Origin of the sequence: Heliorestis convoluta (genome assembly GCF_009649955.1) — a bacterium.
GTDB lineage: Bacteria > Bacillota > Desulfitobacteriia > Heliobacteriales > Heliobacteriaceae > Heliorestis > Heliorestis convoluta.
This window is the reverse complement of the sequence record NZ_CP045875.1, coordinates 970,831-992,097: the sequence shown is the minus strand read 5'-3', so window position 1 is coordinate 992,097 and position 21,267 is coordinate 970,831. Positions and strand designations below refer to the sequence as shown.

The 21,267-nt window shown below is 45.0% G+C and carries 17 protein-coding genes; 11 read left to right on the top strand and 6 right to left on the bottom strand.

The window, feature by feature from the left end:
* Nucleotides 1-425 precede the first annotated feature (425 nt).
* The 3 genes from galU to spoIIID all read right to left on the bottom strand — a co-directional run bounded on the left by galU (nt 426) and on the right by spoIIID (nt 3,048).
* Nucleotides 426-1,328 carry a UTP--glucose-1-phosphate uridylyltransferase GalU gene (galU, locus tag FTV88_RS04630; RefSeq protein WP_153724612.1) on the bottom strand — a complete coding sequence of 301 codons (903 nt, stop codon included), beginning with the start codon at nt 1,326-1,328 and terminating at the stop codon, nt 426-428.
* Between the two features lie 17 nt (nt 1,329-1,345).
* A complete protein-coding gene (locus FTV88_RS04625) occupies nt 1,346-2,374 on the bottom strand; it encodes a rod shape-determining protein (protein WP_153724611.1) in 1,029 nt (342 codons plus the stop codon).
* Nucleotides 2,375-2,799: 425 nt separating this feature from the next.
* Nucleotides 2,800-3,048 carry a sporulation transcriptional regulator SpoIIID gene (gene spoIIID, locus FTV88_RS04620; RefSeq protein WP_153724610.1) on the bottom strand — a complete coding sequence of 83 codons (249 nt, stop codon included), beginning with the start codon at nt 3,046-3,048 and terminating at the stop codon, nt 2,800-2,802.
* A gap of 250 nt (nt 3,049-3,298) precedes the next feature.
* Here spoIIID and spoIID point away from each other — a divergent pair, with 250 nt between their 5' ends.
* Nucleotides 3,299-4,285: a stage II sporulation protein D gene (spoIID, locus tag FTV88_RS04615; protein WP_162007900.1), complete on the top strand. Its 987-nt coding sequence runs from the start codon at nt 3,299-3,301 to the stop codon at nt 4,283-4,285.
* A gap of 461 nt (nt 4,286-4,746) precedes the next feature.
* Here the strand turns inward: spoIID and FTV88_RS04610 are convergent, their stop codons facing one another.
* On the bottom strand, nt 4,747-5,964 hold the full coding sequence (locus FTV88_RS04610; RefSeq protein ID WP_153724608.1) for an HD domain-containing phosphohydrolase: 1,218 nt from the start codon (nt 5,962-5,964) through the stop codon (nt 4,747-4,749).
* A gap of 360 nt (nt 5,965-6,324) precedes the next feature.
* On the opposite strand from FTV88_RS04610, the gene glgP reads away from it, so the two are divergent.
* The 5 genes from glgP (at nt 6,325) to FTV88_RS04585 (ending at nt 12,120) form a co-directional block, all read left to right on the top strand.
* Entirely contained in the window at nt 6,325-7,995 is a 1,671-nt protein-coding gene (gene glgP / locus FTV88_RS04605; protein ID WP_368277508.1) for an alpha-glucan family phosphorylase, read from the top strand.
* A 557-nt stretch (nt 7,996-8,552) separates the two neighbouring features.
* Nucleotides 8,553-9,455: an RluA family pseudouridine synthase gene (locus FTV88_RS04600; protein ID WP_162007899.1), complete on the top strand. Its 903-nt coding sequence runs from the start codon at nt 8,553-8,555 to the stop codon at nt 9,453-9,455.
* Nucleotides 9,456-9,478: 23 nt separating this feature from the next.
* Entirely contained in the window at nt 9,479-10,168 is a 690-nt protein-coding gene (gene trmB / locus FTV88_RS04595; RefSeq protein WP_153724605.1) for a tRNA (guanosine(46)-N7)-methyltransferase TrmB, read from the top strand.
* Between the two features lie 138 nt (nt 10,169-10,306).
* On the top strand, nt 10,307-11,656 hold the full coding sequence (gene mgtE / locus FTV88_RS04590; protein WP_153724604.1) for a magnesium transporter: 1,350 nt from the start codon (nt 10,307-10,309) through the stop codon (nt 11,654-11,656).
* A 188-nt stretch (nt 11,657-11,844) separates the two neighbouring features.
* The gene (locus tag FTV88_RS04585; protein WP_153724603.1) at nt 11,845-12,120 is read left to right on the top strand and encodes a hypothetical protein; all 276 of its coding nucleotides are present in this window, start codon (nt 11,845-11,847) and stop codon (nt 12,118-12,120) included.
* Nucleotides 12,121-12,652: 532 nt separating this feature from the next.
* Here the strand turns inward: FTV88_RS04585 and FTV88_RS04580 are convergent.
* A complete protein-coding gene (locus FTV88_RS04580; protein WP_153724602.1) occupies nt 12,653-14,524 on the bottom strand; it encodes an LTA synthase family protein in 1,872 nt (623 codons plus the stop codon).
* A 114-nt stretch (nt 14,525-14,638) separates the two neighbouring features.
* Between FTV88_RS04580 and FTV88_RS04575 the strand changes: the two genes are divergently transcribed.
* The 5 genes from FTV88_RS04575 (at nt 14,639) to FTV88_RS04555 (ending at nt 19,474) form a co-directional block, all read left to right on the top strand.
* Entirely contained in the window at nt 14,639-15,220 is a 582-nt protein-coding gene (locus tag FTV88_RS04575; protein ID WP_153724601.1) for a nitroreductase family protein, read from the top strand.
* Between the two features lie 74 nt (nt 15,221-15,294).
* On the top strand, nt 15,295-16,113 hold the full coding sequence (speD, locus tag FTV88_RS04570) for an adenosylmethionine decarboxylase (protein WP_153724600.1): 819 nt from the start codon (nt 15,295-15,297) through the stop codon (nt 16,111-16,113).
* Between the two features lie 74 nt (nt 16,114-16,187).
* Nucleotides 16,188-16,838: a DUF4230 domain-containing protein gene (locus tag FTV88_RS04565; protein ID WP_153724599.1), complete on the top strand. Its 651-nt coding sequence runs from the start codon at nt 16,188-16,190 to the stop codon at nt 16,836-16,838.
* Between the two features lie 114 nt (nt 16,839-16,952).
* A complete protein-coding gene (locus FTV88_RS04560; protein WP_153724598.1) occupies nt 16,953-17,588 on the top strand; it encodes an HD-GYP domain-containing protein in 636 nt (211 codons plus the stop codon).
* Between the two features lie 185 nt (nt 17,589-17,773).
* Nucleotides 17,774-19,474: a methyl-accepting chemotaxis protein gene (locus tag FTV88_RS04555; RefSeq protein WP_153724597.1), complete on the top strand. Its 1,701-nt coding sequence runs from the start codon at nt 17,774-17,776 to the stop codon at nt 19,472-19,474.
* 550 nt (nt 19,475-20,024) lie between these two features.
* Here FTV88_RS04555 and hydF read toward each other — a convergent pair.
* The gene (gene hydF / locus FTV88_RS04550; protein ID WP_153724596.1) at nt 20,025-21,254 is read right to left on the bottom strand and encodes a [FeFe] hydrogenase H-cluster maturation GTPase HydF; all 1,230 of its coding nucleotides are present in this window, start codon (nt 21,252-21,254) and stop codon (nt 20,025-20,027) included.
* Between the last annotated feature and the right edge of the window lie 13 nt (nt 21,255-21,267).

Genomic DNA, 21,267 nt, shown 5'->3' with positions numbered 1-21,267 from the left:
TTGTGGTTATGATCTCTTTAGGGTTTTCGTTATGTAGTTTCTGGGAGTTTTGTTTTTTACCCTCCCAGGGCCTGGTTAGGCATGACCCTTAGATGTCGACCACGTTTTCCTAGTTACATTGGGGTTAATTCTTGCAGGGGACTGGTCATCACGCTTTCCTCCGCTCTGGACTGGTCCCACGCTGTTACCGCCAGCAAGATGTATCTGGGTCAGGCGTTATGACTTCCTGGAGAGAGGACTTCAGACCTCAGCCATCGGCAGCTTGCTGCCGCCTATGGCGTGGGATGAGTCCGTTCGGAAGGAAATCATAACGCCTGACCCCACCACAAAGTATCTATTTTCGTACTAATCACCCATGCCCGGTCGGGCACAACCAAAGATGAAAATTGCGTGGCAAACGAAACGTCCCCGTGTCACGCTCCACCTTATTTACAGGTTTTGCCGTCGAGGGCTTCTTGGAGGTACGTGCGGAATTCGTCGGCGAGGTCGTCTCGGCGGAGGGCGAAGTCTACGGTGGCTTTGAGGTAGCCCATGCGGTCGCCTACGTCGTAGCGGCAGCCTTGGAATTGGAGGGCGTAGAGGTTCTGCTGCCGTTCTGTATGTAGGGCCTGGAGGGCGTCGGTGAGTTGGATCTCGCCGCCTTTTCCAGGGGGAAGGTTTTCTAGAACGTCGAAGATTTCGGGGTGGATAACGTAGCGGCCCATGACGGCAAGGTTGGAGGGAGCTTGATCGGGGCTTGGTTTTTCGACGATGTTGTTGAGTTGCCAGAGGTTTTCTTTGATTTCTTGGGCGGGGGCGATGATGCCGTAGCGATCGCTGTGTTCGGCGGGGATGGGTTGGACGCCGACGATGGTGTTTTTGACTTCTCCGTAGGCTTCGATGAGCTGGCCGATGCAGGGTTGTTGGCTGCGGATGATGTCGTCACCGAGAAGGACGGCAAAGGGCTCGTCACCGATGAAGGTGCGAGCGCAGTAGATGGCGTGGCCAAGGCCGAGGGGTTCTTTTTGTCGTACGTAGTGGATGTCGACGAGATCGCCGATGTGGCGAACTGTGTCGAGGAGGGTTTTTTTGCCTCTTTGTTCTAGGAAGGTTTCGAGTTCGATGGAGCGGTCGAAGTGGTCTTCGATGGGTCTTTTGTTGCGGCCCGTGACGATGAGGATGTCTTCAATACCGGCGTCAATAGCTTCTTCTATGATAAATTGGATGGTTGGCTTGTCGATAATGGGCATCATTTCTTTGGGCTGGGCTTTGGTGGCTGGTAGGAAGCGGGTACCGAGTCCAGCGGCGGGGATGATGGCTTTACGGACTTTGGTTTTGGCAGGGGTCATCAAGGGACGGTCACCTCTTACATTACTTTCTTGGTTAAGATGGTGTTTTTCTGGAGGTAGTTGAGCATGCCGAGGGCGATGCCCGTGCCGAGGGCTACGCTGGAGACGGCGTCTTCGGCGATGTGGACGGGGAGTTTGGTTTCGCGGGCGATGAGGGTGTCGAGGCCTTCGAGGAGGGCGCCGCCACCGGTCATGACAATGCCTTTGTTCATGATATCGGCTGATAGTTCTGGCGGGGTCCGCTCGAGGACTTCTTTGACGCCGCTGACGACGGCTTCGATGTTTTCTTGCATGGCTGTGTAGGCTTCTAGGGCTGAAACTTGGACTGTTTTGGGCAAGCCTGAGACGAGGTCTCTTCCTCGGATCTCGGCGTATTCTTGTCCGCGCCGTCCTGCTGGGTAGGCCGTGCCGATCTTGATCTTGAGTTCTTCTGCTGTTCTTTCGCCGATCATGAGGGAGTGTTCTTTGCGGATGTAGCGGACGATGGATTCGTCGAATTTGTCGCCGCCGACGCGGAGGGATTTGGAGCAGACGATGCCGCCTAAGGAGAGGACGGCGATGTCGGTGGTGCCGCCGCCGATGTCTACGACCATGGAGCCGTTGGCTTCGGCGATGTCAAGGCCTGCGCCGAGGGCTGCAGCGAGGGGTTCTTCGATGAGATAGGCTTGACGAGCGCCTGCTTGGAGGGCCGCTTGACGCACGGCTCTTTCTTCAACGCCGGTGACGCCGGAGGGGATGCAGACCATGACGCGAGGTTTGAAGAAGAAGGATTTGCCACAGGCTTTGGTGATGAAGTAGCGTAGCATTCTTTCTGTGACGTCGTAGTCGGCAATGACGCCGTCGCGCAAGGGGCGAATGGCGACGATGTTGCCAGGGGTACGTCCGAGCATGCGGCGGGCTTCTTCGCCGACGGCGATGATGGAGCCGGTGTCTTTGTTAATGGCGACGACGGAAGGCTCCATGAGTACGATGCCTTTTCCTTTGACAAATACGAGCACGCTGGCGGTGCCTAAATCTATTCCAATGTCTTCACTAAAGCCAAACACGATTTTGTCCCCCTAGTTCGTTGTTTCGTTATGTGTTGTTTCTTCTTCTACGGGTTCGTTTTTTAGGCTGTCATTTCTCAATAGTCTATTTTGTTCTTTATTGGATTCTATTTGCGCATTTCCTGTTTTTTTGTCGCTTTTTCTCTTGTTTTTTAGGAAAGTCGATTCTTTATTTGGATTCTATCTTATTAGTATAACCTGTTGTTTCCAATGATCCAAGTAAAAGGCGGAATTTTGTGAGCATTGGAATTAGTGATAAACACAAAAATGGCAAAGTCTCTTCGGGTGCCTTGCGGCTCGGGACTTTACCCATTTTGTTTCTGTTTCATTATACACTTTTTTTGTACTTTTTGGAAGGGGCGCTTCTTTATCGCTTTTTTGTGGCTTTTTCGCTGTTTTTTGGTTTTTTTGCGTTCACTCTTTTGTTATGCTTCTTGGTATTTTTTGCGGGTGGCTTCTCCGCCACGGATATGCCTTTCTAGTTTGTTCTTTTCGAGGACTGCTTTGACCTCCTGGGCTAATTGGGGATTGATAATTGGAAGGCGCTCGGTTACGTCTTTGTGGATGGTTGATTTGGAGACGCCGAAGACGGTCGCGGTCTGGCGTACCGTGGCGGCGGATTCCATGATGAATTGAGATACTTCTAAGACGCGCTTTCTTATATAATCTTGCATGCCCGGCCCTCCCTCGCCTGAGTCATTAGAGTATATTTAGGAAGGGTTGAAAAAAGAACGTCCTGTTCGGGCTTACCAATGATTGTTAATGTTTTTGTGGGGTTAGGAATTTTTTGTTTTTGTAGGTATGGGAGATGGTTTTTATTGAGTGGGTTGTTTTTTTATGTAAATTTATTTTGTTTTGTTCATATTATTCCTTTTCTGGTGCATAGATTTATTTGTACGATTGTGTTGATGAGGAGGTATGGTGATGCCACGAGTTCGCAGCAGGTTGCGGCCTTTTCTGTTGGGGGGCGTGGCTTTTTTTTTGGTTTTGGTGATGATTCTCGGAATTCCTCTGGTTGTTCTTCATTTTTATCCTGTCGTTGCTTCTGATCAAGAGGTTGGTGATGGGGAGGGTCCTTTTTATATGAGAAGAACTTTGGGTCCTGGGGAGCCTGTGGTGACAATTCATTTGTCCTCCGATGAGACGGTGGCGCTTCCGATGGAGGAGTATTTGGTGGGTGTGATTGCCGGTGAGATTTCGCCGCGCAATGATATGGAGGCTTTGAAGGCGATGGCTGTGGCGGCTCGTACTTTTGCTTGGGAGCGAATGGAGCGGGATGTGGAGCTTTGTGCGACGGTTCATTGTCAGGTCTGGTTGTCGCCGGAAGAGCGTTTTGAGCGGTGGGGCGATCAGACGGAGACTTATACGCGGCGGATTGCCGAGGCTGTTGAGGCGACGATGGGTGAGTTGATTACCTATGAGGGCCAGGTGATTCAGGCGACTTATCATGGTTCTTGTGGGGGCCAGACGGAAGAGTCGAAGTTTGTCTGGGGTTGGGATATTCCTTATCTGCAAAGTGTGGCTTGTATTGAGGAGCCGACGGTTCGGGAGAAGCGTTTTTCTTTTGATGAGTTGGATGCGTTTCTGGGGACGTCCCTGGCTTTGATGAGCGAGGATCGTCGTTCCGAGGCAATTGCGGTGCTGGCGACGACCGATTCGGGACGAGCGCAGAGTGTGCGTGTTGGTGACAGTGAGATGGCTGGTACGAGCTTTCGGAGTGTGCTCGGTCTTTCTTCGACAAATGTGGATTTTGATTGGTCCGACGAAGGGCTTTTGATTAAGACGGTTGGCAATGGCCATGCTGTGGGGATGTGTCAGACGGGGGCTGCTATGATGGCGAAAGAGGGGTATGGGTATCGGGAGATTCTGGGGCATTATTATCGGGGCATTGAGTTGGTGAAGGTTTACTGACAGCAGATACTTATGTGGCGGGGTCAGGCCTTATTCATTCCTTCCGAACGGACTCATCCCACGCCATGAGCGGCAGCAAAGCTGCCGATGGCTGAGGTCTGAAGTCCTCTCTCCAGGAAGGAATAAGGCCTGACCCAGGTACATCTTGCTTGTTGTGACTGAGTTTTGGCCTATTGCAAATACAAATACAATAGGCAGTTGCGTATACATCGCAGAAAGTTGCGCAAAGCAATGTCAACGGAAAGTAACAATCAGTAAAAAGCTCTCTGGGCCTGGGCATCACGCTTTCCGCAGCGGGACTTGGGACCTCAGCTGTCGCCAGCTTGCTGGCGGTAACAGCGTGGGACCAGTCCAGAGCGGAGGAAAGCGTGATGACCTGGCCCCAGTACAAAGTAACTCTAATGTAATTAGGAAATATTGATTTTCATCGTTGGTTGTGCCCGACTGGGCATGACTGGTTATCATGAAGATAACGAGTTTTTGAGATGATCAAAAGTATCGTAATGATCGAGCAATAAGGTCGCTAAATCTCCGTCGATGCCCTTTCCTTTCACCATTTTCTGTAAGATATCTGTAATCTTTTCTTGCTTCATCCCGAGACGATAAGGGCGATCTTCTGCCAAAGCAGAAAAAATATCAGCGACAGCAACAATACGACTTCCTGTGCTCAGTGAAGCGCCATCTATGTGAAAGGGGTAGCCACAACCATCGAGTCGCTCATGGTGATAGGCAGCCCATTCAGCAATGGTAGAAAAACCAGGAATATGGTTTAAGATATGATAAGTATGGTATGTATGCTGTTTAATGAAATCATATTCTTCAGGCGTCAAAGAGCCCTGCTTTTCCAATATACTTTCAGGTACACTCAGTTTCCCTAGATCGTGAAGTAAGCCAGCCACTTCCATCTGGGCAGTCTGCTCTCCTGAAAAGCCAGCAAGTCTGGCTAACTCCTTCGATGTAGCGCAAACGAGACTAGAATGGCGATGGGTAAATCGGCTTTTGCTATCAATAATGCTGGCAAAAATAGAAGCTATATCTTTAATCTCTTGAGATCTCATTTCTATATGTGGTGTAGGGATAAGCATGTTTTCGATAATATTGTCAAGATAGATGGATTCTAAGTCAAGCCAAAAAGACTCTTTTTTCACTGTTTCAAGAAGTAAGTCCTCATACTCTGGTGGGAAATAGGAGCCAAAAAGCTTTCGAATTTTGTCGATGACACATTTGCGTTGTGAAAGAATATAAGAAGGTGTCAGTAGTACTTCGATACGATCGGCCAGGTGAATAAGATAACTTAGCGTAAGCAAATCACTATCAATATCTGGTGCAGGCTGATTCCAACGATGATGATGATGACGAATAATTAAAGCCGAATGGTGAAACTGAGACATACCTTTCAAAAACTGATAGCCTTTTTCACAATGAACTTCCGGAGAGACGATTTCAATATTGGCTAGTTTATGTTTATCAGCAAAAGTAATAGCACCGATATCATGCAACGTTGATGCACAAAATAGTGTATACATTTTTTCCGAAGATAGGTTCATCTTTTGACCTAAAGACAAAGCAATATAAGTAACCCGTCGATGGTGGCTTGTCAGACCTTCTCTGGTATAGTCTAGAGACATGGAGAGTGCAGCCAGAAGTCGGGTGACATTAAAGGAAAAGATGGCATTCATGCATTACCCTCCTCTATTGATTAGGCAGCTATTATTCTACCATAGCTATATAGGAAAAGTTATATATAAAGATGAAAAACCCTATTTGTATAGTAGTGGTTTTTTTGTATTTTATTCTGCGATTTGGTACCAGTTGTATCTCTCCTACATCGATAGGCTCTTTACTAGAAGTGTCTTTTTGGGAATTTAGACTGATCATGCCGCATAAATTAGGAGCTAAAAGCGCAATTGTTCTAAACTAATTTGTTAGAAAGGTTAAAAAAGCAAAAAATTGAAAAAAATTCTTCTCCAAATATAGATATTTGTTACCACTTTCGCTATTATAATGTTTAGACAAAGGTTAGAAAGAGGTGTGGTTCCTTGTTTAACTATTGCATAGGACCCGGACTACCCCAGGTGGCTTACTTTTGCATGGAGTATGGGCTATCCACTTCGCTGCCCATTTATTCAGGCGGTCTGGGTATCCTGGCAGGTGATTACCTCAAAGCAGCACGTGATTTGGGGCGTCCTGTTGTCGCCATTGGTATTTTATGGCGTCAGGGCTACACGAACCAGTATATTGACCAAGACGGTCAGCCTTATGACACCTTTGCCGAGCAGAACTTTAATGACTTAGAAGATACTGGTGTAACCGTGCAGGTGCGAATCCGTGGAGAAGATGTAGTTTGTAAAGTTTGGCGTTGCGATACTCTGGGCAATGCGCCCCTGTACCTTCTTGATGCAGGCTACCCAGGCAGTCCTCATGCCTGGATGACTCGACGCCTTTATGGTGGTGAAAAGCAAGATAGAGTCGCTGCAGAGATGATTTTAGGAATTGGCGGCGTACGATTGCTTAGAGTTTTAGGTATTGACGCAGAAGTCTATCATTTCAACGAAGGCCATGCTGTTTTTGCTGGCGTAGAATTGATTCGTGAAAAAATGAATGCAGGCTTGTCTTTTGATCATGCCTGGAACGAGACGCGTCATCAAGTCGTATTTACAACCCATACGCCCGTAGCGGCAGGGAATGAAGTACATGATCATGCTCTTTTGCAACACATGGAAGCTTATAACAGTCTAACCTATGACCAGATGCGCGATCTCGGTGGCGATCCCTTTAGCATGACTGTTGCAGGTCTTCGTCTTTCTTTCATGGCCAATGGCGTATCAAAGCTCCATGGTCGTACAGCCCAGCGTATGTGGGGCCACCTAGAATCAATCCCTCTGATTTTTTCTATAACCAACGGTGTTCATTCTGGGACCTGGCAAGATCCAAGAATGAAAGAAGCCTTTGAGAAAAGAAAAGATATCTGGTCCATTCACATGGACAATAAGCGAAAACTGATTGACTATATTGAAAAGTATAATAAAGTAAAATTACGTGAAGATGCCTTGTTGATTGGTTTTGCCCGCCGAGCGGCCGAGTACAAAAGAGGCGATCTTATCTTCCGCAACACAGCCATTATAGAGCCTTATCTGGCCACAGGCCGTATTCAGATCGTTTTTTCTTCAAAAGCCCATCCCAATGATGGCATGGGGAAAGCCTTAATAGCTCGTCTAGTACAGTTTGAGAAAAAATATCCCAATAGCGTTATTTTTATTGAAAACTATAATATGGATATTGCCAAACTGCTCGTACAAGGTTGCGACATCTGGCTGAACAATCCAAGACGTCCCCAGGAAGCATCAGGTACTTCTGGTATGAAAGCTGCCATGAACGGTGTACTGAACTTAAGTGTGGAAGACGGTTGGGTTGGTGAAGGTGTTCAAAGTGGCATCAACGGTTGGTTGCTAGACTTCCATCCAGGAGAAGCTCTTTCTGAGCATGAGCAAGATGAATGGGATATGCAATCTTTGTACCGTGTTCTGCTCCAAGAAGTGGTTCCGACCTACTATAATGATCGCAAACGTTGGGTTGAGATGATGATTCTGAGCATCGATATGTCACGTTGGCAATTCTCAGCTCACCGTATGTGTCGTGAATACTTTGATCTCATGTATACGCCTACTGTGAACAATGCTAGAAATTTGTTGGCTCAGGAGACGGTGTAAGGATCAACATGTGGTTCTAGTAACTCCGTTTTAATCGGGTTTTGTTCGACTGGGCTGGTGATTAGTCAATTGTTTCTTTGTGGTGGGGTCAGGCCTTATTCATTCCTTCCGAACGGACTCATCCCACGCCATGAGCGGCAGCAAGCTGCCGATGGCTGAGGTCTGAAGTCCTCTCTCCAGGAATGAATAAGGCCTGCCCCAGGTACATCTTGCTGATTGTGACTGAGTTTTGGCCTCTTTCAAATACAATAGGCAGTTATGTAAACATAGCAAGAAGATACGCAAAGCTATTCCAACGGAAGTAACAATCAGCAAAAAGCCTTCTGGGCCTGGGCATCACGCTTTCCGCAGCGGGACTTGGGACCTCAGCTGTCGCCAGCTTGCTGGCGGTAACAGCGTGGGACCAGTCCAGAGCGGAGGAAAGCGTGATGACCTGGCCCCTGCAAAAAGATCCTCCTGTAGATAGGAGGATCTTTTCTTTCCTTCAATACTTCTTGTCAGTCTTCTCCTTTCTGGGTACACTTTGTATAGGCATAGAAATGGAGGCTCGAAATGCTTTGACCAAGGAATGGCTAACTTATCACATTAAGCTGGAAGAAGACGGAAGGAAAATCGAGTCCATTATGCGTCACAGTCTAGGCCTCTCTCGCCGGATGCGGCAAAAGTCGGCTCGTAATGATGCTTTTACTTTAAATGGCAAGAAAGCCTATCTAGGTACGAGAGTCCGTGCTGGTGATACCTTAAAGATTCGGCTTCACTTAGAAGAAGAAGGTCATCTGGCGGCTGTGGCGATGGACTTAGAAATTGCTTATGAAGATGATGATGTCATCGTACTCAACAAACCACCAGGCCTTGAAGTACATCCGCCGGAGCAAAAAGCGGCTTTTCGACCTACGCTGGCCCATGGTGTAGCTTATTATTTTGAACAGATCGGTTTGCAGTCAAAAGTTCGACCCCTCCATCGTCTTGACAAAGATACATCAGGGCTTGTCCTGTTCACCAAAAGTGCCTATGCTCATCATGCCCTTGATCGTCAGTTGCAAGAAGGTCTTCTAAAGCGATCGTACCAAACCCTTGTATTAGGAGTCCCTTCCCCCTTAGAAGGCACTATCGATGAACCCATCGGCCGCCATCCTAGCCACCCTCTTCGTCGTCAAGTTACAGCAGATGGAGAAAAAGCGATTACCCATTATAAAGTTTTACAAGTCCTCGATTCCGATCTAAGCCTTGTGGCTGTAACTTTAGATACGGGTCGCACTCATCAAATTCGTGTTCACTTTAGTTACCTGGGCATGCCAGTTCTCGGAGATGCCCTCTACGGTGGACAAACCATGCGAATGAATCGCCAGGCTCTCCACGCCACCTCCTTACAATGGTTACAGCCTAGAACAAAAGAGCCCGTAGAAGTGCAAGTAGAATTACCAAATGATATACAAGCATTGCTTACAACAAGAACGTAAGAACAGAAAGGAACGGTCTCACAATGCGCCTACGACGCATCCCCGGAGTAAGAGAAAAACTACTTCAATTCCCCCAATGGCTTACGCTAGAGCCTGCACAATACAAAGGACGATGGCGAGAATATTTTGCGGAGAAGGCAGGTCTTCCAGCAACAGAAGAGAAAGAACTGCATCTAGAGCTCGGTGTTGGCAAAGGCAACTTTATTAACACAATGGCTCAGACCTGTCCTGATAAATACTGGTTGGGTGTAGAGTTGCGAGAAGAAGTGTTGTTACAAGCTCTTACCAAAGCAGAAGCATGGCAAGCCCCGAATCTCACCTTAATCTGGGCCAATATTGAAAGACTGGGTGAATTCTTTGCGCCAGGAGAGGTAAATCGGATCTATCTAAATTTCTCCGATCCTTGGCCGAAAGTAAGGCATAGCAAAAGAAGATTGACCTATCGAAAGTTTTTAGAAATCTATCGCCAGATTCTACAAGAAGGCAGTGAAATTCATCTCAAAACAGACAATCGTGGTCTTTTTGAATTTTCATTAGAAGAGTTTCAAGAGTGTGGCTTTCAGCTTCGAGAAGTAACTTTTGATCTTCATCAAGAAAAAGAGAAAGAGCAGTTTGATCTGTCGGCCCAGGTCATGACAGAGTATGAAAAACGTTTTGTTGGCTTGAATCAACCCATTCAGCGCGCTGTGGCGCAAGTATTGCCAAAAGGATAATATTTATATCAGGGTGACATAATCGTAACAGGGTTCTCTTTTTTTGATATTAATTATTCGTAAATCGATGAGATGTTCCATTTTCTGCAGGGTATAATGGTAAAGGTAAGAGACCTACTCGAGAGGATTGCAAATGCTATGATCGATGAAGAGCGAAAGCATACAATTGAAGAGTTTGTTCATAAGAAAAATTGGCAGGCATTGCGAGAAGAGCTTTCTGAGTGGCCTTTACCAGAAATTGCTGACTTATTGCTTGAACTAGATAAAGCTGACCGTGTGCTCGTTTTTCGCATGTTACCAAGACGAATTTCCGGTGACGTTTTTTCTTATATGGAGTCAGAACACCGGAAAGGTCTTTTGAAAGATTTGACGGACGAAGAGACGCGCCATCTTTTAGCTTCTCTTACGCCAGACGATCGAACCAATTTGTTTGAAGAATTGCCGGGGCAAGTGACACAACACTTGTTAAATTTTCTAAGCCCTGAAGATTTGCGAGAGTCAAGGCAGTTACTAGGCTATCCAGAAGAAAGCGTCGGTCGCTTGATGACACCGGACTATGTAGCTGTTCGTCCTGAGTGGACCGTCCATGAAGCGCTTGAGCATATTCGATTAAAAGGAAAACGCAGTGAGACTATCAACGTAATCTATGTCACCGATCAGTCTTGGAAACTGCTCGACGCCCTAGAACTACAAAAATTTATTCTGGCTCGACCGGACGATACAATCGATCAGATTATGGATGACAACTTTGTCAGTCTCAGCGCTTTTGAAGATCGGGAAAAAGCTGTTTTTGCCATGCAAAAATACGATCTTTTTGCCTTGCCTGTTGTCGATACCGATGGCGTACTTATTGGTATGGTAACGATTGATGATGTCTTCGATGTAGCGCAAAAAGAAGCTACAGAAGATTTTCATAAAGGTGCTGCTGTAGCGCCTTTAAAGACAAGTTATCGAGAAGCTTCGGTCTGGTCACTTTATCGCAAAAGAGTCGGTTGGCTCATGACCCTTGTTGTAGTCAACCTAGCTTCTTCTGGTGTCATTGCCGCCTATGAAGACATGCTCTCAGCCGCGATTGCCCTAGCTTTTTTTATTCCCTTGTTAATTGACAGTGGAGGAAACGCCGGTGCCCAATCAGCAACACTGATGGTACGAGCGCTTGCAACAGGAGATATTAAACTCAACCAATGGTACAAGACCATTTCCAAAGAAATGAAAGTAGGTATTGCCATTGGCTTAACCATGGCTTTAGGAAGCTTACTTCTCGGATACTTCCGTGGTGGCTTTGAAATTGGTCTTATCGTCGGAATTACCATGGTAACACTTGTGATTGTCGCCAATATCATTGGTACTATTTTACCATTTTTACTCGTCCGAATTCGTGTTGATCCAGCCGTTGCCAGTGGACCTCTGATTACCTCCATCATTGATGCTGTTGGTCTCCTTATCTACTTCTCCATCGCAGCCATGGTGCTAGGGCAAGTTGGATAAGCATAAAAAGAGAGCTACCTTTCGAACAAGAGGTAGCTCTTTTTTATTTGCTCTTCTCCAGAACCTTTTATCGTAAGCAATATCTATTGGGGATAGCGCAAGAACAAGGGCATGCAGGCACACTAAGGAATAACCAAATTAAGGAAAAAAACTATATTGAAGTAAGGACAGAAAAGGAGGTGTTTTTCTTGGAGCCAAAGGTACCAAAAAGAGCAGTGGGTAGAAAAAGAGCTAGAAAAAGAGCTGCTGTCAAAAGAACTCCAATCGGTCGAAAAAAAGTAGAAGATTTGCAAGGAAAAGTGGTTGTACTACAAACAAGATTTCGCACTTTCATCGGAACGATCGTAGAAGTACGGAGGGCTTGCGTTGTACTACGAGTATTTAGCCGAGCGGGTCGCGTCTTTATTACAATACGCATCCCCCTTCGAAGCATACGAAGATTGATACCCTTTCCTAGTTCCTAAGCAAGGCCTTGTGCAGTAAAGTAGAGGAAGCGCTGCAGAAATATAAAATCTGCAGCGCTTTTTCTTTACTTACTAACCGCCCCCATGCCCGGTCGGGCACAACCACTGATGAAAATAACTTTTCCTGATTACGTTGGGGTTACTTCATAGAGGGGCCAGGTCATCACGCTTTCCTCCGCTCTGGACTGGTCCCACGCTGTTACCGCCAGCAAGCTGGCGACAGCTGAGGTCCCAAGTCCCGCTGCGGAAAGCGTGATGCCCAGTCCCAGAAGGTTTTTGCTGATTGTTACTTCCGTTGGAATAGCTTGGAAGAACTTCCTTCTATACGCAACTACCTATTGTATGTGCATTTGCAATAGGCTCAAACCCAGTCACAACCAGCAAGATCTACCTGGGTCAGGCGTTATGACTTCCTGGAGAGAGGACTTCAGACCTCAGCCATCGGCAGCTTGCTGCCGCTTATGGCGTGGGATGAGTCCGTTCGGAAGGAATTCATAACGCCTGACCCCACCACAAAGTAGCTATTTTCGTGTTAAGGCCCCATACTATACTGCCTTCCAAACATCATGTCATACTGTAGCAACCAATACTGATCCAGCAAAGCTCGATCTTCCTCTGGCATTTCACGCAATAAATTGCCCTGGCTATCAATGAGCAAATTGCTGATCAGACCAGGATAGCGACGCTGAAAATGATCTAAAAAATGGTAATAAAGAGGCAATTCCATTCCACTCAAGCGAAAAAGATAGGGTGCGAGAAATGAGGTGCTCAAGCCATCAAGTCTCACATTTACTTGATCATAATTTGTCCAGATGAGAAAAGGCACTTTTCTCATGCGTGCATATTCATCAAGAGACCAGTCTTTCTCTTGTCGCTCGATGAAGCCAGCTTCCCGATAGATAGAGTGATTGGAACCTAGAAAAGGCAAATGATCACCAAAGAGTACGATTAAGGTCGGTTCAGGTGAATCCTTATAATAGTCTACTAAGATTTGCAAGGAACGATCGACGTCTACAACGCCTTGTGTAAAAGTCTCTACAGCAGCAATGGAAGGGGGAGAAAGTTCGCCGCCAACAGTAACTTCATTCTCTTCATAGCGATTTGCTTCGTAGGGTCCATGATTTTGCATGGTTACCGCATAGATGAAAAGAGGTTCTTCTTGCTTCTCCGTTTCTCGTATAATAAAGCGAGAAACTTCTTCATCGGCAATATAAGGTCCTCGATAGGCGTAACCCTCAAAATCTTCTATACTATGATAATGATCAAAGCCAAAATAATGATAAACTTCTTCGCGATTCCAAAACCATCTTGCATAAGGATGAACGGCAATGGTACGATAACCTTCTGCTTTTAATAGGGAAGCCATAGAAGGCGTGGGCCTTTTAATATGCTGCTGATAAGGTACAGAACCGGGGGGAAGATAGGACATCGAAAAGCCTGTAAGAACCTCAAACTCTACGTTGGATGTATTGCCGCCAAAAGTAGGCGAAAGCAAGGTTCCTGTACTATAATCCTTTTGAAGGGACCGGAAGAAAGGCATGGGATCAGCGCTAAAAGTTGCTTTATCCAGTAAAGTAGGATCCCAAAAAGCTTCATTCATAATGATAATGATATTGGGCTTTTGAGGCAGTTCCACAGGTGTTAGCCTTCGATCAAACGTTTTCTTCGAAGCAACTTTTGCTTCTAGCTCCGCCATAATACTTTCAATGGCTTGCTTATGATAGCCTGCAGGCGTTGCGATAACAGCACTTTCCACATTCATGACAAAAGCAAGCAAAGAGCCGTTAATCTCATAATTCATGCTTTGCAACCAGACATGCTCATGAATTTTCATATCTTCTCGTATCACGGACTCAGCGACCGGAGAAGACTTATAGAAAGCGATAGAATAGAGCAAAAAAAGAGAGACGATAAGGCCAAGTAAGCGAAGTGAAAAATGGACTTTTGCAGCTGGTAAAAATTTACGAGAAAAGAAGATGGCCAAGACGATAGCAAGAATCAGTAAGAGATCCCAAAATCCTGTCTCTTTGGCGAGAACAGGTGCCAAATTGATTACTTGCTGATACAACATGAGATCCCAGGGGAATAGAGGATCGCCTAAGAATTGCAACTTATAAAGGTTTACAAGAGCGAATAGAAGAAGCAAAAGCGTCGACAAAGCAAAGCTAAGATAAAAAGAACCAATAATTGCAATGATGAACGTAGAGATTGCAAGCGCAATCAGGTAGTTCAATAGTATGATACTTCGATTCCCCGACAGCCAGGCCTGTAACTCTCCATAAGAGCCTCTATGAATCAACTCAATCGCTAAAAGTAGTAAAAACGGTAAAACGACCCAAAGCGCAAGCATAAGAAGGATAGCCCCATAAGAACGTGGTGACTGTAATGAATAGCTTTTCATCATTTATTTACGGGAACACCTGCCTCCATAAAAGTACATGTAAAAGCATAGCTGAAGTGCTTCATTTTGCCAAGCGTTATAATATAGGAAACCAATCAAAAAAAGGAGTAAAGAACCATGTTAAAAAAACTAATTCTCGGCAACCGAAGTTATCGCCGTTTTCAAGAAAATCATCCCATTGACACGAAATACTTACAAGAATGGATTGATTTAGCTCGTTTGTCGCCTTCTGCAGCGAATCTACAACCACTGAAGTATATTTTATCCACAAAAAAGGAAAAAAACGAAATGATATTTCCCCATCTAGCCTGGGCAGGCTACATAAAAGAATGGTCCGGTCCTGTGGAAGGGGAGCGGCCTTCTGCTTACATTATAATGCTTCGTGACAAAGAGATCATGCCCAAGCCTTTTCAAGGACCTCTGGATTGTGATCATGGCATTGCAGCGCAATCCATTCTGTTAGGCGCTGTAGAAAAAGGCTATGGCGGCTGTATTATCGGTGCTTTGCAGCGAGATAAGATTGCCCAAGCCTTATCGATACCAGAACAATATGAAATATTGCTCATCCTCGCTCTGGGCAAGCCAGTAGAAGAAGTGGTTATTGAATCTTTGCAAGAAGATGTGAAATACTGGCGTGATGACCAAAAAGTTCATCACGTTCCCAAACGAAGCTTGGATGAGATTATTTTGACTTTTTAGATTAGATATTGCAGGTTTATGTCAAATGACGTAAAGTAGTATCATCATATGAAAGCTAAGGTAGGCGAGCAACCATGGAAGTAAAACCATTCAAAAAACTCAAATTGTACGGTTTTAATAACCTTACAAAGACATTAAGCTTCAACATGTACGACATCTGTTACGCAAAGACGCCAGAGCATCGCAAATCTTACATTGAATACATCGATGAAGAATATAATGCAGAGCGTTTGACAAGTATTCTTACGGAAGTCTCCAATATTATTGGCGCTAATATCTTAAATATTGCCAAGCAAGACTATGATCCCCAGGGAGCGAGTGTGACCATGCTGATATCAGAAGGTCTCATTCCTGATAATTGTTGTAACGAAGGAGAGACACCGGAAGAAGATCATTGCACATCCGATTCTGTGGTTTGCCATCTTGATAAAAGCCATATCACCGTACACACCTACCCGGAAAGTCATCCTGATAAAGGAATTAGCACTTTCCGAGCCGATATTGACGTGTCCACCTGTGGTCATATATCACCGCTCAAAGCATTAAACTATTTGCTCAACTCTTTCAACCCAGATATCGTCATTGCTGACTATCGAGTAAGAGGTTTTACGAGAGATGTAACGGGCAAAAAATGCTTTATCGATCACAAGATCAATTCCATCCAAAACTATATCGAAAGTGATATGCGCAATCTTTATCAAATGATTGATGTTAACGTGTATCAGGAAAATATCTTTCATACCAAAATGATCTTAAAAGAATTTGACTTGGACAATTATCTATTTGGTACAGCCAAAAAAGATCTAATGCCAGGTGAAAAGAAGAAGATTAAGCAACGTCTCAAAAAAGAGATGTATGAAATTTTCTACGGTCGTAATATTCCCAAAGTCTAATATCTTGTCCATCATAAAGAGCCCGATGACAGCATAACTCTAGAGGAGACCCTCAAAACAAGGGGGTAAAAGGTATGGGTAGACTTACTACGAAAGCCTTCCTCGGTGTTACCGTTATCGGTCTCTTTCTTTTCCTTTTTCTACTTTTATCAATGAAAGAGTTTTCCGGCTATAAAAGCTTTGAGGCAAAACAGTCCATCCATCTCTATGAGATCAAAAAAGTAGCAAAGCTCATTAGCCTAGAACATTCTGCCGTAGTAACAATTTCCATTAACGATCCCTTGCGCTGGCAGGACTTTGGGCTATCCGGCGCTTTGACCAGCTTCGGTCGAGAGCCTCTGCCGGGAACGGCTATCAAGTATGTGGCCGTTGGACAAGGAAGAGTCGTGGTAGGCATTGATGTAGAAAAAATAGATCTGATTGAGCAAAGCAACGGGGAAAAGCTTTTGCAATTGCCACAACCAGAAATAATGTATCGCTTTATAGATGTTGATTCTTGGGAAATCATTTACCAGGAAGAACCTTACGTTCGTAGATTTATTAAGCCATTGACACAAACAGAGATACGACAGTTAGAAACAGAAGCCCTCGAATCTTTAGTAAGGGAAGTACACGAAAAAGGATTGCTAGAAGAAGCGGCTCAAAAAGCAAAAGAACAAATCGAAAAGCTCCTCCAAGAAAAAGATATCGTTACGGTGCAAATTGTTCAAAATCAAAAGACCTAGGTCCTAGAAAAATAAAGACCAAGGTCTTATTTTATTTTGCCCTACAGTAACATATAATAAAGATAAATCATACAATTTATTAATATGAATTATTAGGAAATAGGAGGTGGGGACATGAGCACTTGCATACTTACTGAGCAACAATATAAAGAGATGGTATCGAAGACCCATCAACTGCTTTCAGCGCTTTATAACTACCACAGCCCCATCTACCACCATAGTTTGCAAGTAGGAAAAGTAACGCAAAGTTTCTTACGCTACTTAAACTGGTCCTCCCAAGATATTATCATCGGAACGACAGCGGCTCTTCTTCACGATATCGGAAAAATGCGTGTTGAAAAAGAATTGTGGTCAAAAGAACAGGGTATAACCATCTTAGAATATATTCAAATGGAAGTTCACGCTAGCCATAGTCAAAATATCCTTACAGAAGCAGCTGTCTTTCCTGCAATAATTATAGAGTCGGTAGCACAGCATCATGAAAGAGAGAATGGGGCTGGCTATCCCAACAAGATTAACAAGATGACGCCTCTCGCCTCTATCATTGCCATTGTTAATGATTATACAGCCCTTCAAGAGATTCGACCGGGCCATCCAGTAAGAAGTTCTTTTCAAGCATTGACGCACATGCTAGAGCAGGAAAACCATTATGATCGAGTTCTCTTTAGAGCCTGGCAAAACTATCTAGTACTACAAGGTATAACTTCACAACCCATTGAAACAAAGCCCATAACTTCCCTAACAGCATAACAACATCTTTTTCTTTGCAATGAATATCTTGCAGAGAAAAAGATGTTTTTTATTTGTGTACTCTCTATTCAAGCTTTGGATAAGATGATTTTTTTAAGAGCTTGGGAAGGAGATGGGCACTGTGTGACGAATCTTGTCGATAATGCACGATATTTAAGAAACAATTGGAGAAAAGAGGAAAAAATATGACCTTTAAGACGCGTTTATCTCTTGCTTTTGCGGTGCTGATCCTCTTTACTTGGGTTCTCGGTGCTTTTTCTTACATTACTTCTCAAAGCATAATAGAAAAAAACCATGAGTTTTACTATGATCGCTTTACTCCCATTGTTGATTTATCTCAAACGGAAGAGCATCTACTGGAAGTCCGAAGAAATATTTTAGAAATGATGCAAAATGCCGATCCATCTGAACGAACAAGATGGCTTGCCGATACAAGAAAGCATGTTATCGATATAGAGGCTTTGATCGAAAAGTTTGAGCAGACCTATTTACTTGAAGAGGAAGAGCGGGCACTTCAAGAATGGCACCTTGCCTGGAAGCCCTACAAAGAAAGGATGTTAAATAACTTAACGCTTATAGAAGCAGGCCAGATGGAAGAAGCAGTTATTGGTGTCGCCCTTGCTTCAGAGCCTTTTGAAAGAGCCCAAAATGCCTTATCAGTTCTGATTGATATCAACATAGAAAGAGGCAAAGAGCTTCACAGTGAAATTATGATCGATGGAGAGAGAAAGGTGACAATCGCCCTAACTCTATCGTTGCTTAGTATTGTCTTAGGAATTGCCATTGCGATTTATGTCATTCGCTCTGTCGTTGTCCCATTAAAACTTTTGCTTGATAAAATTGATGAAGTGGCTGAACAAGGTGGCGATCTTACTCAAAAAGTCACTGTTAATAGTAAAGATGAAGTAGGTCAACTCGCAGAAGCAGTTAATAAACTACTTGCTAAGTTACGAGGGATTGTCGCTGACGTCGCTAACACGGCCAACGATGTTTCGGAGAAAGCCGGGGAGCTCTCTATGACCAGTGACGAAAGCAGTAAAGCAACGGAACAGGTGGCCACTACGATTGGAGAAATCGCCAAAGGGAACCAGGAAGTGGCTACAGCTGTAAATAATTCAGCCACTGCATTAGGGATGATACAGCAGACGGCATCAAGCACTGAGTCGGTCGTAGAAAGAGTGTCAATAGAGGCCAAAAAAGTCGATCAAGCCATTGTTATGGGTCAGCAAAAAATGGAAAAGCAACGATCTATGATGGAAAGAAATCGTACGATTTCCGTAGAAGTAGCAAAAGCCATTGGCGACTTAGAAGATCGGTCTACGTCGATTCAAAAAATCGTGCAAACCATCTCTGGTATTGCCAATCAGACTACCTTGTTGGCTTTTAACGCAGCCATTGAAGCGGCCAGAGCCGGTGAAAGTGGAAGAGGCTTTGCTGTTGTGGCTGAAGAAGTGAGAAAATTGGCCGAAGAATCTTCTCGGGCAACAGAAGAAATTAGACTTTTAATTGAAACAATTACTTCCAGTATAGGGGAAGCTGTACACCAGGTTGGCGAAGTAGAGCATATTGTTCAAGAACAGTCTGTTTCTGTTGATGAGACGCAAGTGCTTTTCGATCAAATCAAAGTAGCCATGGTAGACATGGTTTCGGAGATTTCTCAGATGACGATTCGCTCCAAAGAGATTATGGATTCTGTGGAGCGATTGAATAAAGATATGCAAAATATCTCTGCGATTACAGAAGAAGCTTCTGCTGCAACAGAGGAAGTATCGGCTTCTTCGGAAGAATTAACAGCTGGTATTGAGCAGCTTTCGTCTATGGCTTCTTTGCTTTCTGACCAAGGGGATACGTTGAAGGCTATGATGGATCAGTTTACGTATAGGTAGGTTCGACCGGGCATGGTTGGTTAACTCGAAAATGCGTGTCGCGGGGACGTTTCGTTTGCCATGCAATTTTCATCGTTGGTTGTGCCAACCGGGCATGACTGGTTAGATAATTTGTGGTGGGGTCAGGCGTTATGATTTCCTTCCGAACGGACTCATCCCACGCCATAGGCGGCAGCAAGCTGCCGATGGCTGAGGTCTGAAGTCCTCTCTCCAGGAAGTCATAACGCCTGCCCCAGATACATTTTGCTGGTTGTGACTGAGTTTTGGCCTATTGCATTGCAAATACAATAGGTAGTTGATTAAACATAGCAGAAGTTACGCAAAGCAATGCCAATGGGAGTAACAATCAGCAAAAACCCTCTGGGACTGGGCATCACGCTTTCCGCAGCGGGACTTGGGACCTCAGCTGTCGCCAGCTTGCTGGCGGTAACAGCGTGGGACCAGTCCAGAGCGGAGGAAAGCGTGATGCCCTGGCCCCTGCACGAAGTAACTTCAACGTAACAGGAAACAAAAGAGACCATCTCTTAGTAACAAAGAGATGGTCTCTTTTTTATAGTTTTTGCAGAGGTTCTAAGGCTCTCTCATGAATGCCTGCAAAGTGAGCGAGTAAAACGCCGTAGTTAACAATGGGGATTTTTGCAAGTTGGGCTCTTTGAATTCTAGAGAGCATTTGCTTTCGGTTGATCATACAGGCACCGCAGTGCACAATCAATTGATAGGGTGATAGGTCTTCTGGAATGGTCTGGCCGGAAGCAAAGGTATAGTGCAAGGGGCCGCCTGCTCTCTTGTCTAATAGTCTGGGAATCTGGACAGTGCCAATATCCTTGTGCTGACGGCGGTGGGTACAGGCTTCAATTATTAAGACCGATTCTCCCGGTTGTAACTCTTTTACTTTTTGAAGCCCTGCGTTGAGGACTTCTAGGTCACCTTTGTAGCGAGCCATTAAAATGGAGAAGCTAGTCAGTGCTATTTGCGGTGGTAAAAGCTCTTTCACCTGGTTAAAAGCTTGTGAATCCGTGACGACCAATGCGGGCGGTCTCGTCATTGTAGAGAGGGTTTCTTGTAGCTTTTCTGGTTGGACGACCATTGTTACAGCCTGGTGATCGAGCAGTTCTCGTAAGGTTTGTACTTGCGGCAAAATAATGCGACCTTTTGGTGCTGAATCATCGATAGGCACGACAAGAATGACAACATCACCAGGTTGAATTAGATCAGCAATAATAAGAGGGCTTTCCTCTTTTTTTTCTGCCACTTTGATGAGTTGATCGACGAGCTTTGAAAGGCCTTGGCCTGTTATTGCGCTGACAATTTCAGAAGGGACTGGAGATTCTATGTTTTCATCCCTGCTATGTAGGGCAGGAAAAGACTCTTTGGCTTCTTCTGATAACAGATCTGCTTTATTCCAGATGATTACAAGCGGGATTGCTGTTTTTTGCAGCCTTTGCAACCACTGCTTATCGATTTCTGTCCAGCCTGTTGTGGCTTCTAAGACGAGCAAAGCGATGTCGGTTTTGGCAAATACCTCGTAAGTTTTCTTTATTCGAAGAGCACCAAGCTCTCCTTCATCATCGTAGCCCGGGGTATCAATCAAAACAACAGGACCAAGAGGAAGAATTTCCATGGCTCGATATACAGGGTCTGTTGTCGTTCCAGCTTGGGGCGATACGATGGCAGCCTCTTGGTTCGATAAGGCGTTGATCAAGCTAGATTTACCACTGTTGCGGCGTCCTAGCAAAGCAATATGAAGTCGTTCCCCACGAGGTGTTTCTTGAAGACTCATAGTATAAGCTCCT

Excerpts from the sequence above, each read along its gene's own strand:
- galU (WP_153724612.1), bottom strand. The coding sequence starts at position 1,328 with ATGACCCCTGCCAAAACCAAAGTCCGTAAAGCCATCATCCCCGCCGCT.
- spoIIID (WP_153724610.1), bottom strand. The coding sequence starts at position 3,048 with ATGCAAGATTATATAAGAAAGCGCGTCTTAGAAGTATCTCAATTCATC.
- spoIID (WP_162007900.1), top strand. The coding sequence starts at position 3,299 with ATGCCACGAGTTCGCAGCAGGTTGCGGCCTTTTCTGTTGGGGGGCGTG.
- FTV88_RS04610 (WP_153724608.1), bottom strand. The coding sequence starts at position 5,964 with ATGAATGCCATCTTTTCCTTTAATGTCACCCGACTTCTGGCTGCACTC.
- trmB (WP_153724605.1), top strand. The coding sequence starts at position 9,479 with ATGCGCCTACGACGCATCCCCGGAGTAAGAGAAAAACTACTTCAATTC.
- mgtE (WP_153724604.1), top strand. The coding sequence starts at position 10,307 with ATGATCGATGAAGAGCGAAAGCATACAATTGAAGAGTTTGTTCATAAG.
- FTV88_RS04580 (WP_153724602.1), bottom strand. The coding sequence starts at position 14,524 with ATGATGAAAAGCTATTCATTACAGTCACCACGTTCTTATGGGGCTATC.
- FTV88_RS04575 (WP_153724601.1), top strand. The coding sequence starts at position 14,639 with ATGTTAAAAAAACTAATTCTCGGCAACCGAAGTTATCGCCGTTTTCAA.
- speD (WP_153724600.1), top strand. The coding sequence starts at position 15,295 with ATGGAAGTAAAACCATTCAAAAAACTCAAATTGTACGGTTTTAATAAC.
- FTV88_RS04565 (WP_153724599.1), top strand. The coding sequence starts at position 16,188 with ATGGGTAGACTTACTACGAAAGCCTTCCTCGGTGTTACCGTTATCGGT.
- FTV88_RS04560 (WP_153724598.1), top strand. The coding sequence starts at position 16,953 with ATGAGCACTTGCATACTTACTGAGCAACAATATAAAGAGATGGTATCG.
- FTV88_RS04555 (WP_153724597.1), top strand. The coding sequence starts at position 17,774 with ATGACCTTTAAGACGCGTTTATCTCTTGCTTTTGCGGTGCTGATCCTC.
- hydF (WP_153724596.1), bottom strand. The coding sequence starts at position 21,254 with ATGAGTCTTCAAGAAACACCTCGTGGGGAACGACTTCATATTGCTTTG.